Raw genomic sequence first — 13,140 nt, forward strand, 5'->3', positions numbered from 1 at the left:
CCGCTCATCGTCTCATGACCATTCCTGTCATCGATCTGTTTGCCGGCCCAGGAGGGCTCGGTGAAGGCTTATGCCGCTCTTGTACAGATTTCCGCATCGTGCTTTCTGTCGAGAAGGACGGTATGGCCTTCGAGACCCTACGACTGCGTGCAGCACACCGCGCCTTGTTGCGGGTGGTGACACGAGAGGCCAGTGAATGGGCCATATGGGATGAAATCGTCGAAGTCGAACCATGGAACATCGTTTTCGATCAGCTAATGACCAAAGGGGGTCAGACAATCCGCAATGCATGCAAGGAGGCCGATCGAGAGGCTTGGCATTTTGAATTGGGGCACACCCAGCGCAAGATCATTTCCACCCGGATTCGAGAACGACTGACTCCATACGCAGTCGATGGCGGACTTCCTGACAACATCGTGCTAATCGGCGGCCCCCCTTGCCAAGCTTATTCCATCGTAGGTCGAGCTCGGAATCGGAGTAAGGATGGCTACAAAGCAGAAAACGATCACCGACACTTCTTATATCGCGAGTACCTCGACGTCATCAATGAGTTCAGACCTGCCGTCTTCATCATGGAGAACGTCAAGGGTATTCTCAGCTCAACAATTGAAGGGCGGCAGATATTCGAGACCATCACCAATGATCTGCGCCACCCAAGTATGGCATGCAATGGCGGCACAGATGGCCCTAGATACGTCCTAGTAGCTCTGGCGCGCGGTGCAGACGGAATCAGAAAGCCCGCACATACGGCGGAGGACTTCATCATTCAAACGGAAAAATTGGGCTTACCACAAGCCCGACATCGGGTCGTCATTTGTGGCGTCCGGGAAGACATTTTCTACAAGGCAGGCAACCACGTTCCCCCGCTGACTCCAGCGGACTCCATTTCGGTATTCGACGCCATCAGTGATCTTCCACGGCTGCGGCCAGACGTGAGTTTTCGCGGTCAAGGACTGTCCTGGAAACAAAGTTTGTCACTCCCGCTAATGGATGAAGCATTGAAACAACTTAGGGAGCGCGGAGAAGAAGGCTTATTACTTGCAGCCAGCATGGTTCACCACCACATGCAGGTAAGAGCCAGCACGAAAGACCCAGGCCCAGGCTCCAACCGTATACGCTGTCAAACAGCGCCGCATGTGCTGCGCGATTGGTACTTGGATCGCTCTTCTAACCTGCTAACTAATCACGAATCACGCGCTCACATGCCCGAGGATTTACTGCGCTATTTCTTCATGGCAGTAGCCGGTCTCCGTGGCAGCAGCCCACGCTTAGCAGATTTTCCGCCCTGCTTGTTACCCAGACACAAAAACGTCGATCCAAGTAATTTAGAAACTGCCATTTTCAAAGATCGATTCCGCGTCCAGCTGGCTTATATGCACAGCAAGACTATCACGAGCCATATTGGCAAGGATGGTCACGCTTTTATCCATTATGACCCGTTGCAGTGTCGAAGCTTGACCGTTAGAGAAGCCGCCAGACTTCAGACTTTTTCAGACTCTTACGTATTTCTCGGTAACAGAACATCCCAATACACGCAAGTCGGCAATGCTGTCCCTCCCCTGCTGGCTACCAAAATTGGACAAATTATCGCCTACGTACTCCAACGGGCCTATTCTGAAAACATAGCTATACCAGCCCCCAACGGGCGTGACAGTTCGGTTTCAATGCGAATCCCAGTTGGAGCCTGAAATGCACGGACGCACAGAGGCTCCTCCGGGAAAAAACTGCCTACCAACTCATCGCTAGAAACCTGCCGTCGTACGCCTTATGAGCGCAGAAGCGCTTCCTAGACGCCCGGTTACCCTGACAGGGCCCTACACGTCTGCCAGCGCCCGGATGTGCGCCGCCACGCTGCGTGCCAGTGAACTCAGCGAATAGCCCCCTTCGAGGCAAGAAACAACGCGCCCCTGGCAATGCTTCTCCGCTACTGCCACCAACTGGCGCGTCATCCACTCGTAATCGGCTTCGACCAACCCGAGCTGGCCCATGTCGTCTTCCCGGTGTGCGTCAAAACCCGCCGAGATGAAGATCATTTCCGGCTTGAACTCCTCCAACCGAGGAATCCAATTGGCGGTGATCAACTCACGAATCGCCTCGCCTCGGGTGTAGGCCGGAATCGGCAGGTTCACCATGTTGGTGCCCAGCGGAACGCCACCGTTGAAGGGGTAAATACCGTCCTGGAAGAAACTCACCATCAGAATGCGTTCGTCGCCCGCAACGATGTCCTCCGTGCCGTTGCCGTGATGCACACATCGAAATCAATGATGGCCACGCGCTTGAGCCCACGCACATCCAACGCATGGCGCGCCGCAATGCAGATGTTGTTGAAGAAACAAAACCCCATGGTCTCCGACCGCGTGGCATGGTGGCCCGGCGGGCGAATGGCACAAAACGCGTTCGCCGCTTTGCGATCGATCACCGCATCGGTGGCCGCCACAGCCGCACCCGCCGAGCGCAACGCAGCCCGCCAAGTGTGGGGGCACACCAGGGTGTCTGGATCCAGCGCACGGTGCTCACCGGTTTCGGTGGCCTGCTTCATGAACTCTTCGAGTTCCAGCAAGTAACCTTCGCTGTGGGCCAACATCAAGTCGGCATGTCGGGCCAGGGGCGCGTCAAAGCGGGTCAGCGCGATGTCCAGACCGGACACCAATAAGCGATCCTCAATCGCGTCCAAACGTTGCGGGCTCTCGGGGTGGCCGGAGCCCATGTCATGCAAGCGGCAGTCTGGATGGGTGAAGTAAGCGGTGATCATGGGTGCTGAAACGCCGACGCGTCGTCTCCTTTTGAAATCAGCTATCGTGGCTTGATGATGAGCGCAACACTGCAAACTAAATTGACTCAGCTCAAGGGTCAGATGGGCACGGTCATCGTCGGGAAAGACCGGCAAATCGAGGATGCCATCGCTTGCTTACTGGCAGGCGGTCATTTGCTGATTGAAGACGTGCCGGGCGTGGGCAAGACCACGCTGGCGCAAGCGCTGGCGCTGTCGCTGGGGCTGCGCTTCTCACGCGCCCAGTTCACAGCGGACTTGATGCCCTCGGATTTGCTCGGCGTCAGTGTGTTCGACAAAGGCCGCGACGCGTTCGTCTTCCACCCTGGCCCGGTGTTCGCGCAGGTGCTGCTGGCCGATGAAATCAACCGCGCCGGCCCCAAAACCCAGAGCGCTTTGCTTGAAGCCATGGAGGAGCGTCAAGTCAGCATCGAAGGGCGCACACGCAAGCTGCCGGCGCCGTTTTTCGTCATTGCCACCCAAAATCCCAGCGAGCAGCTCGGCACTTATGCACTGCCCGAAAGCCAGCTCGACCGCTTCCTGATGTGCATCTCGCTGGGCTATCCGGATCGTGCCGCCGAACGCGCCCTGCTGGCCGGGCAGGATCGGCGTGCCATGCTCACCACCTTGGGGGCGGTGCTGACACCCGAAGAATTGACCGAGCTGATGGCCGAAGTGCCGCGCATCCGCGCCTCCGACGCGCTGCTGGACTATGTGCAAGCATTGATCGAGGCCACGCGCTCAGGACGTTGGTTTGTGGAAGGGCTGTCCCCGCGTGCCGGGTTGGCGTTGCTGCGGGTCAGCCGGGCCCGGGCGCTGCTGCAAGGTCGCTCCTACGTCGCGCCGGATGATGTGCAGGCCGTTTTGCCGCAGGCCATTGCCCATCGTTTGGTGCCGGTGCCCGGCGCACAACGCGGCGCCCGCGAACAGGTGCTGGCCATGCTGGCCGCCGTGCCGCTGCCCTGATCCCCCTTATCCATGGCTGTATCTGCATGGCATTGGCCCGAAGCGCTGCGCTGGCGCCGGCGCCTTCGGCATTGGTGGCTCGGGCGCCTGCCCGTGTGCGAATCGTGGACACTCACCCAGCGCAACATCTACATCATGCCGACGCCGGCAGGGTGGGCGTTTGCCGCCACGTTGTTGCTGTTGTTGATTGGCTCGATCAACTACCAACTGAACTTGGGCTACGCCTTGACGTTTTTGCTGGCGGGCAGCGCCCTGGCCTCCATGCACATGACCCACGCCAGCCTGCGCGGCCTGCGCCTGCATGTGCGCGCCCCCTCGCCCACGTTCTGTGGCGAAGGCGTTCGCTTGGAAGTGGTGTTGACCAACCCAGGCGCCACACGCCACGGCCTCAGCCTGGGCCCGGCCACCTGGGATGCGGTGGGGGAACTCGCTTGGGCCGAGGTCCCCGCCCGCGCACAAACGAGCGTGCATTTGAGCTTGGCGGCCCCGCAGCGGGGCTACCAGCTTCTGCCGTTTTTGCACTTGGAAAGCCGTTTTCCCTTCGGGTTGTTTCGCGCTTGGACGGTGTGGCGCCCCCTGGGCGGGGCGTGGGTGTATCCCCGTCCCGAGCGTCCCAGCCCGCCGCTGCCGGCCCATCCGCACGACAACCCCAGTGGCGCGCAGCGCCGGCATGTCACCGGCTCGGAGTTTGAGGGTGTCCGCCCTTGGCGCCGAGGCGACAGCCTGCGCCACATCGTCTGGAAAAAAGTGGCCCGCAGCGGTGAACTCGTGAGCCGCGACACACCCGCCACCGTCCAACCCCAACGCTGGCTGGATTGGCAGGACACCCAACTGCGCGACCCGGAAGCGCGCTTGTCCCGCCTGGCAGCGTGGGTGCTGGTGTGTGCTGCTGAAGAACGGCCATTTGGCCTGCGCCTGCCTGGCCGGGAGCTGCCATGCAGTGGTGGAGCCCCACAACGCCAAGCGGCCCTGCAAGCCTTGGCCGAGTGGCAACCTTGAATCCCCGATGAGCTGGTTTTCTTCTCCCTCCCGCATGCCCCGAGACATGCGCGACACGCTGTTCTTGCTGGCCGTCATCGCCTGGACGTTGGTGCCTCACGCCGCTTGGCTGTCACCGAGTTTGAGCGGGTTGTGTGCCGTTGTGCTGGTGTGGCGTGCCCTGCTGGCGTGGACACAACGCCCCCTGCCTGGCCGCTGGGCGCTGCTTGGGGTGTTGGTGGCGGGAACCGCCATCGTCTGGTGGGAGCAGAAAACCCTGTTCGGACGCGATGCCGGCGTCACCCTGCTGGTGTTGCTGATGACCCTGAAAACCCTGGAGCTGCGGGCCCGCCGAGACGCCATGGTGGTGTTTTTTCTGGGGTTTTTTCTCATCCTCACGCAGTTTTTCTACTCACAAAGCCTCATCGTTACGGTGGGCATGACGCTGGCGGTGTGGGGCTGGCTCACGGCGTTGAGTTTGGCCCACATGCCAGCCGGCTACCCCAGCCTGTGGCAAGCTGGCCGCCTTGCGGGATGGGCGGCGCTGATCGGCACACCGGTGATGGTGGCGCTGTTCGTGCTGTTTCCGCGCATCGGCCCGCTGTGGGCCATGCCCAATGACCAAGGCGTCACCGGGCTGTCTGACGAGATGGGCCTGGGGGACATCACGCAACTGGCGCAAGACCGCAGCATTGCCGCCCGCCTGCGGTTTCCTGAAGGGGCGCCACCTCGCGAGCCGCTGTACTTGCGCGGCCCCGTGCTGACCCACTACGACGGGCAACGCTGGCTGACCCTGCCACAAGCCGCCCCCCTGACCACCTGGGTGCCGCCCCCTGGCACCACACCGGTGCGTTATGAGATCACCCTGGAGCCGCTGCGCTTGGCCCTGCTGCCCTTGCCGGAGCACACCCTGCAACGCCCTGAAGGACTGCCGCTGCAAGGCGATTGGCCCAGCCATCCCGATCGGTGGGGCCAGTGGCGCTTGCCTGCGCCTGCTGCCCAGCGCTTTCGCCTGCGCGGTGAGGCTTGGCCACGGTTCGTCCAACTGGAACCACTCAGCCCGCTGTGGCACCGCACTTTCACGGCCACCCCTTCCAAGCGCCATCCCCGCACACGCGCCTGGGCCGACGCGCTGGCCCAGCGCCCCGACCTCCAAGGGGCCAGCGCCAGCCAGCGCGCTCAAGCACTGCTCACGCACATCCGCACGGGGGGGTACGGTTACACCCTGTCGCCGGGCGCCCTGGGGCCTGATCCCGTGGACACCTTTTGGCTCGACCAACGGCGCGGCTTCTGCGAGCACTATGCCGCCAGCGTCACCCTGATTCTGCGCATGATGGGCGTACCTGCCCGCATCGTGACGGGTTACCTGGGCACCGATCCACAGCCGGTCGATGGTTATTACATCGTGCGCCAGAGCAATGCCCACGCCTGGGTTGAATACTGGGAGCAAGGTCACGGCTGGATTCGCCTCGATCCGACTGCCGCTGTGGCCCCCAACCGGGTCGAAACCGGGCAGGCCTTGTCGCCAGCACCCACCGCCATGGATCGGATGATGGGCACGTGGTACACGGACTGGCTGCTGCAATCACGGTTGTGGTTCGAGATCTTGGACAACCGCTGGAATCAGTGGATTTTGGGCTACGGCGCTTTGCAGCAGAACGACCTGCTGCAACACCTGGGCTGGGAGGGCGACACCCTGCTCGGTTTAGCGCAGATTTTGCTGGGTTTGGTGTGCGCGAGCGCGCTGGGCGGGGCACTGTGGGCTTGGTGGGACGGTCGCCGTCGCACCCCGTGGGAACGCTTGCGCACCCTGATCCTAGACCGCCTCCAGCAGTTGGACGTGGCGGCCCAGCCCCACCACAGCCCCGCCCAGCTCGCCGATTTGCTGGCCGCCCGCCACGGCAGCACGGCCCAAGAACTGGTGGCCCATTTCCTCGCCCTGGAACAGTTGCGTTACGCTCAGGGCTCAGACTCCACCGCGAGCGCCTCGACCCCCTCCGTCGCGCTGCGGGCCTGGCAGCGCCAGTTCATGGACGCCGCCCGCCGCCTGCGCGCTCAAACACTTTGACTTTCATGCGTCTGGATTTTTCTTTGCTTCGCTCTCTGGCCAGCAAGTGCGCCGCCTGCGTGCTGCTGGCTGCCGGGCCCGCCCACACCGCGCCTGTGGTGGCTTCGCCCAGCACACCGGCGGCGGCCTCAACCGTCATCGTGCCGTACGCGGATCGCCCCGAAGTGCAGCAGTGGGCCCACGATATGGCCAAACGCCAGCACCTGGAACCCACTTGGGTGATGAGCCAATTGGCCCAGGCGCGATTTCAACCCAAGGTGGCCAAATTCATCATGCCGGCGCCCAGCGGCACCGCCAAAAACTGGACAAACTACCGCGCCCGCTTCATCGACGCCACGCGCATCCGCCAGGGCGTACAGTGGTGGAACGCCCAGCAGGACTGGCTGACCCAAGCCGAAACGCGCTGGGGGGTGCCGGCCTCGGTCATCGTGGCCATCGTCGGTGTGGAAACCATCTACGGACGCCAAACGGGCACCTTCCGCATCTTGGACGCCCTGACAACACTGGGATTTGACTTCCCTTCGGGCCGCAGTGACCGACGCATGTTCTTCCGCGACGAACTCGCCGCCTACTTGCAGTGGTGCCATCGCGAAGGCCGCGATCCGACGGGCGTCTTGGGCTCTTATGCCGGGGCGATTGGGTTGCCGCAGTTCATGCCCAGCAGCATCCTGAAATACGCGGTGGACTTCAACGGCGATGGCCACATCGATTTGATGCAGCAACCCGCCGACGTCATTGGCAGCGTGGCGCACTACTTGGCGCAGTTTGGCTGGCAGCCCAACATGCCCACCCACTACACCGTGCGTCCGCCCACCGATGCTCAACAACTGGCAGAGTTGATGGGCCCGGACATCCAACCCACCTTCACCGTGGCGCAGATGCAGGCCCGTGGGGCGCTGGTGGATCAAGAAGGCCAGCATCATGCCGGCCCACTGGCCTTCGTCTCCCTGCAAAATGGCAATGACGCGCCGCTGTACTTGGCCGCCACGCAAAATTTCTACACCATCACGCGCTACAACTGGTCGGCCTACTATGCGATGGCGGTGATTGAGCTGGCCCGCGAGCTGCGGCAAGCCCGCGCCATGGCCGCAGCCCCCCAACAGCGCCCCCGCACCCCGGATCGATGAGCCATCTGATCATGCAATCCTCCCCTCCTCCGACACGGGTCTTGACCCGGTTACCCGAATTGTCCGACCGCGTGCAGTCCCTGCTCCAGGGCTACGCCGACTTGCAGGCCACTTGCCTGGCGCTGGAACAGCAAATCGCCGATCTGACCGCAGAGCGCGACAGCCTGCGCTCACGCCTGTCAGCCGCCCGAGCGCGGGTGGATGCGCTGCTGGATCGTTTGTCAAAGGAGTCTCCCGGGGGGTTTCACGAATGAGTTACATGGAATGTGAACTGCTGGGCCAAAGTTACACCCTGGCCTGCCCCCCCGGCTGCGAGCCCATGTTGCGTCTGGCGGTGCAAACCGTCGAGGACGAGCTGACCGCCATCCGCGACGCCGGCAAGATCAAAACCCGCGAACGCATGGCGATTTTAGCGGCGCTCAATGTAGCCTTCCGGTTGGCTGAGCAGTTGGTGGCCCCACCGCCCTCGCCCGAGGAACTGCTCGAAGGCCAGCAAACCGACCGCGCCATGATCGACCTGATGATTCAACAGATCGACGCCGCGTTGCCCCCCGCGAACTGGCCAACCGACATCCCCCCCCCACCGCCGCCACCGGAGCCCGATGTGCGCAGCGGCCCCCCAGCCGATGTTCCCATCTTGACCACTCCGTGGATGCCTCCAACCTGAACCGGGCTTGCGCGTGGCGCGGTGCCGCCTACAATGGTGGCGTCCGCCCACCCGTGTGGGTTTTATATTTCCTTGAACCGATGCTCTCGCGAGCCCGGGCTTGGAACATCGCCTGGCTGGTGCGATCGTCTCGCGTCAGATGAACCCGAAGCCTCGCTGACCTCGCCCACCTGAATCCCCTGGGTTCAGGAATGCGGCCCACAGCGTGTGGCGGACACCCCCCTCTCTCTCCCCTCCTCGCTGTTCCCTCCCCCATGGATGTTTCGTTGTGGCTGCTGGCCGAGCTGGCCGCATTGGGCCTGTGCGCCGGTTTTCTCGCTGGGCTGCTGGGCATCGGCGGCGGCATGTTGATGGTGCCGTTTCTCACCATGATCCTAAGTGGCCGAGGCGTCGGTGCGGACATGGCGGTGAAGATGGCCATCGCCACCTCGATGGCCACCATTTTGTTCACCTCGCTCTCCAGCGTGCGCGCCCACCACCGGCGCGGCGCAGTGCGTTGGGAAATCGTGCGCGGCATCGCACCTGGCATCGTGCTGGGCGGCTTGTTGGCCGGGGCCGGCGCGTTTGCAGTGCTGAAAGGGCACACGTTGGCCCTGGTGTTCGGCCTGTTTGTGGCGTTTTCGGCCACGCAAATGCTTCAGGGCAAAAAACCCGCCGCCAGCCGCCAAATGCCCGGATGGGGTGGCCAAACCGCTGCCGGCACCGGCATTGGGTTCATTTCGGGGCTGGTCGGCGCGGGCGGTGGCTTCATCAGCGTGCCCTTCATGACGTGGTGCAACGTGCCCATTCACCACGCCGTGGCCACGAGTGCCGCGCTGGGCTTTCCGATCGCGTTGGCCAACACCGTGGGCTACATCGTCGGCGGCTGGAACTTGCCGCCGGGGGTGCCCGGCACGCTGGGTTATTTGTACCTGCCGGCGCTGGCGGTGATCGCCAGTTGCAGCGTGCTCATGGCCCCGCTGGGGGCTCGCACCGCCCACGCCATGAACGTGGCCCAGCTCAAACGAGCCTTTGCGGTGCTGCTGTACGCCTTGGCGGCGTACATGCTGTGGAAAGCGTGGGCGGGTTGAACCCGGCGCCCGCTCAGTACACGTAGACGCCGCGACCGGTCTTGCGGCCCAGCCAACCGGCGGCCACCATTTCCTTCAGCAGCGGGCAGGGGCGGTACTTGGAGTCGTTGAACTCCTTCATGTACACGTCCATCACCGCCAGGCAGACATCCAGGCCGATCATGTCGGCCAGCGCCAACGGGCCGATGGGTTGGTTGCAACCCAGCTTCATGCCAGCATCGATGTCTTCCGCGCTGGCGGTGCCTTCGGCCAACACGAAGAAGGCTTCGTTGATCATCGGAATCAACACGCGGTTGACGACGAAGCCCGGCGCGTTCTTCACGGTGATCGGCGTCTTGCCCAGGGCCACGGCCAGGGCCTTGATGGCGTCGTGGGTGGCGTCCGAGGTTTGCAGGCCCCGGATGATTTCCACCAGCGCCATCATCGGCACCGGGTTGAAGAAGTGCATGCCGATGAAACGGTCGGCGCGCTTCGTCACCGCAGCCAGCTTGGTGATGGAGATCGACGAGGTGTTGGTAGCGACGATGGTGTCGGCGGGCAGCAAAGTGTCGAGCTGTTGCAGGATTTTGACCTTGAGCCCTTCGTTTTCCGTGGCTGCTTCGATCACCAGTTGGCAGCCCACCAGATCGGCATAGTCGGTGCTGCCCTGAATCAGTGCCATGGCGGCGGCCTTGGCTTCTGCGGTCAGCTTTTCTTTCTTGATCAGGCGATCCAGGCTGCCGGAGACGGTGGCCACGCCTTTTTGCACGGCGGCGTCGCTGATGTCCACCATCACCACTTTGATGCCGCTGACCGCACAGGCCTGCGCGATGCCGTTGCCCATGGTGCCGGCGCCGATGACGCCCACTTGCGTGATGCTCATGAAATGTGCTCCTAGTCTGTCTCTGTGAAAATGCTGCGCCGCAACATGACGCCCTGTGAGTCTAGCCGAATCGAACGCTCGTGCGGTTTACGGTGCTTGCGTTGAAATCGTGATTTTTCGGGCTAGAATCGCCAGCTTTTGCTAGCAACCGTGCGAGTCGATCCGGCCCCGGAAAATTCCGGAAACTGCTTCCGGCGTCGGGCACCGAGCGCCAACCTAGGATTCTTTGCTAAATGACCACCATCCGCGTCAAGGAAAATGAGCCGTTTGATGTCGCCCTGCGTCGCTTCAAGCGCACCATCGAAAAGCTGGGTCTGTTGACCGACCTGCGCGCCCGCGAGTTCTACGAAAAGCCGACCGCCGAGCGCAAGCGCAAGAAGGCTGCGGCCGTCAAGCGTCATTACAAGCGCGTTCGCAGCATGCAACTGCCCAAGAAGCTGTACTAAGCCGAACCGCTTTCAGCCTCACTGAAAAGCCCGCACGGGACGCCGTGGCGGGCTTTTTCATTTGGCTGAACAAAAAAACACGGCCCCCACCCAGACTGAACATAATTCCCGGCCACTGAAGATTTTTGCGATGGAAGAGGGGCGTCTGAACATGAATGCCGTGGGTTATGCCTACCTGCAAGCACAGGCCGAGTTGCCCGGATCAGCCGATTTTCTCGGGCCCTGGCAAGCCCGCCTGGCGGCCACTCAACGCATCGAGCGCTTGCCGGATGGCACCTTGCTGGTTCCACCCAGGCTGGCTCCCCCACCAGGTGATTTGCTCCAGCACGCCTTGTTCGCCCTCAAACATGAGGGGGTTCGGCTGGACGTGCTGGCCGCTTGCCTGCCTCGCCTGAACCCTCAGAGCTTGGTGCAAGCCTTCCAAGCGGCACCCAATGGGGTGTACATCCGCAAGCTCTGCCACCTTTGGGAGGGTCTACGCGGTCAACCCCTGCCAGGCCTGGACAACCCTGGTGTCGCGGCTGCCTACGCCCCGTTATTCGACCCGGATGAGTGGCTGACCGGCCCCATCCGCCGCGATCCACGCTGGCGCATCGACTTCAACGGTTTGGGTGACTGGACGTTCTGCCCCCAAGTCCGCAAGACGCCTGCATTGCTGGCCCTGCTGAATCAGGACGTTCTGGGCCAGGCGCACGCCTTTGCCGAAAGCGTGGGACAAGCCATGTTGGATCGTGCGATCCACTGGGCCTATTTGAGCGAAACCGAAGGTTCTTTAGCCATTGAAGGTGAGGCCCCTTCTGCGGACAAAGCCGCCCGATTTGCCTCCGTGCTTCGGCGCGCCCATGAACCCCGAGCACTGACCGAGGAATGGTTGGCCGAGCTGCAAAACGCCCTCATCAGCACGCCTTGGGCACAGGAGATGCAATTCCGCACCGAACAAAACCGCCTGCAAGGGGCCGCCCTGGGGGCCGCTGGCGTGAGTTATGTGCCGCCTTGGCCCGATCTGGCGGTGGAGCTGATGGCCGGGCTGATGCGCCTGGCCAACCAACGCCCGGCATCGCTGGATGTGCTGGCACATGCGGCGGTGGTGTCATTCACCTTCGTGTTCATCCACCCTTTTATGGACGGTAATGGGCGGTTGTCGCGTTACCTCATTCACCACTGTTTGGGGCAATCCGGGCGCTTGCCGCCACCATTTTTGCTGCCCATTTCGGTCGCCATGAGAAAACACGAGGCGCATTACTTAGCGGCTCTCACAGCATTCAGTCGCCCGGCTCGCCAGCTCTGCAACGTCACCTGGGCAGGCGATGAGCACTACAGCTATGCGTGGGTGGATGGGGCGGCTGCCTGGTTTCGGTACATGGACGTGACGCCCGGTGTGGAATTCGTGCTGGCCATGGCTCAGGCCGCTTTGGATGTGCATCTGCGTGAAGAAGTCGCGTTTCTGGCGCTGTTTGACCGGGTCAAGCGTCACATCGATGCCCGTTATGACTTGCGCGGCAGCGATCTGGCCACGCTGATCGTCACCATTCATCAAAACGCCGGGGTTCTTTCCAACAACCGCCGCAAGCGATTTGCCGAGCACGTGCCCGCCGAGGTACTGGATGCCATCGAAACCACCGTCCAGGCGGCCTTGCGCGGCCCGCTTCCAGAAGAAGATCCCTCGTAACCGGGGTAACCCTTTACACAGGAACTCCGTTCACGCCACGTCCAGCACAAACAGCCCACACGCTGCGGCGCAGTCTTTCACCCGCTGAACCGTTTCGGGTGACGTGCTGAAAACAGAGTGCGTGTCATCCCACCCCTCCAAAAACACCGCTTGCCACGCCGGCAACACCAGCCGGAAAGGCCGCTGGCCGGTGCGCGGCGCCTCCACATCGGTAAAACGCCGAAACACGGCCCTGTCTTTGCGCCGACCGCGCCAAACGTAAGTCAACGCTTCTGTCTGCGCCAGCACGAGCTGGGCAAAGCGGGCGTGCAACCCATCGCGCCGCGCTTGTTCGGCTGGGGGAACATGGGCCAGATGCTCACGCGCTTCGTCCTCACTCAACCAATGGTCGAACACCGAAACGGCCAGGCCCGACACCCCCGGCGGCAGTGGTTGCGCATCGTGGACTGCCAGCAACCACGCGAACTGGCGCCGCAAGATCGTCTGCTGCGCACTGGGTAAATTCTGAAAACGCCGC

At 62.5% G+C, this 13,140-nt stretch carries 14 protein-coding genes; 10 read left to right on the plus strand and 4 right to left on the minus strand.

The genetic code is table 11. From position 1 onward, the window contains the following. The first annotated feature begins 14 nt into the window (after nt 1-14). Nucleotides 15-1,688: a DNA cytosine methyltransferase gene (locus VITFI_RS12785; protein WP_089417289.1), complete on the plus strand. Its 1,674-nt coding sequence runs from the start codon at nt 15-17 to the stop codon at nt 1,686-1,688. Between the two features lie 126 nt (nt 1,689-1,814). On the opposite strand, the gene VITFI_RS18780 is transcribed toward VITFI_RS12785, so the two are convergent. Both VITFI_RS18780 and VITFI_RS18785 read right to left on the minus strand, forming a co-directional pair. Continuing rightward, nucleotides 1,815-2,249 carry an arginase family protein gene (locus VITFI_RS18780; protein ID WP_332461884.1) on the minus strand — a complete coding sequence of 145 codons (435 nt, stop codon included), beginning with the start codon at nt 2,247-2,249 and terminating at the stop codon, nt 1,815-1,817. Then, the gene (locus VITFI_RS18785; RefSeq protein ID WP_332461885.1) at nt 2,195-2,752 is read right to left on the minus strand and encodes a histone deacetylase family protein; all 558 of its coding nucleotides are present in this window, start codon (nt 2,750-2,752) and stop codon (nt 2,195-2,197) included. Before VITFI_RS18785 ends, VITFI_RS18780 begins: the two co-directional genes overlap by 55 nt. Nucleotides 2,753-2,809: 57 nt before the next feature. Here VITFI_RS18785 and VITFI_RS12795 point away from each other — a divergent pair, with 57 nt between their 5' ends. From VITFI_RS12795 to VITFI_RS12825, 7 genes are all read left to right on the plus strand, one after another. Continuing rightward, complete coding sequence (locus tag VITFI_RS12795; protein ID WP_089418146.1) at nt 2,810-3,736, plus strand: AAA family ATPase; 927 nt, start codon at nt 2,810-2,812, stop codon at nt 3,734-3,736. 12 nt (nt 3,737-3,748) lie between these two features. Then, entirely contained in the window at nt 3,749-4,735 is a 987-nt protein-coding gene (locus tag VITFI_RS12800) for a DUF58 domain-containing protein (protein ID WP_089417290.1), read from the plus strand. Nucleotides 4,736-4,742: 7 nt separating this feature from the next. Next, on the plus strand, nt 4,743-6,782 hold the full coding sequence (locus VITFI_RS12805; RefSeq protein ID WP_089417291.1) for a transglutaminase family protein: 2,040 nt from the start codon (nt 4,743-4,745) through the stop codon (nt 6,780-6,782). 23 nt (nt 6,783-6,805) lie between these two features. Next, nucleotides 6,806-7,909, plus strand: coding sequence for a lytic murein transglycosylase B (gene mltB, locus VITFI_RS12810; protein WP_198301471.1), 1,104 nt, complete (start codon nt 6,806-6,808; stop codon nt 7,907-7,909). 11 nt (nt 7,910-7,920) lie between these two features. After that, nucleotides 7,921-8,163, plus strand: coding sequence for a hypothetical protein (locus VITFI_RS12815; RefSeq protein WP_089418148.1), 243 nt, complete (start codon nt 7,921-7,923; stop codon nt 8,161-8,163). Nucleotides 8,164-8,168: 5 nt separating this feature from the next. Then, complete coding sequence (locus VITFI_RS12820; RefSeq protein ID WP_198301472.1) at nt 8,169-8,576, plus strand: cell division protein ZapA; 408 nt, start codon at nt 8,169-8,171, stop codon at nt 8,574-8,576. 254 nt (nt 8,577-8,830) lie between these two features. Continuing rightward, entirely contained in the window at nt 8,831-9,646 is an 816-nt protein-coding gene (locus VITFI_RS12825) for a sulfite exporter TauE/SafE family protein (RefSeq protein ID WP_089417293.1), read from the plus strand. 13 nt (nt 9,647-9,659) lie between these two features. On the opposite strand, the gene VITFI_RS12830 is transcribed toward VITFI_RS12825, so the two are convergent. Beyond that, a complete protein-coding gene (locus VITFI_RS12830; RefSeq protein ID WP_089417294.1) occupies nt 9,660-10,508 on the minus strand; it encodes a 3-hydroxybutyryl-CoA dehydrogenase in 849 nt (282 codons plus the stop codon). 233 nt (nt 10,509-10,741) lie between these two features. Here VITFI_RS12830 and rpsU point away from each other — a divergent pair, with 233 nt between their 5' ends. Continuing rightward, entirely contained in the window at nt 10,742-10,954 is a 213-nt protein-coding gene (gene rpsU / locus VITFI_RS12835) for a 30S ribosomal protein S21 (protein ID WP_007833691.1), read from the plus strand. Between the two features lie 151 nt (nt 10,955-11,105). Continuing rightward, complete coding sequence (locus tag VITFI_RS12840) at nt 11,106-12,623, plus strand: Fic family protein (protein ID WP_198301473.1); 1,518 nt, start codon at nt 11,106-11,108, stop codon at nt 12,621-12,623. 30 nt (nt 12,624-12,653) lie between these two features. Here VITFI_RS12840 and VITFI_RS12845 read toward each other — a convergent pair whose 3' ends face one another. Further along, a complete protein-coding gene (locus tag VITFI_RS12845; RefSeq protein WP_232476618.1) occupies nt 12,654-13,100 on the minus strand; it encodes a hypothetical protein in 447 nt (148 codons plus the stop codon). Nucleotides 13,101-13,140 lie beyond the last annotated feature (40 nt).

Origin of the sequence: Vitreoscilla filiformis (assembly GCF_002222655.1) — a bacterium.
GTDB lineage: Bacteria > Pseudomonadota > Gammaproteobacteria > Burkholderiales > Burkholderiaceae_C > Ideonella > Ideonella filiformis.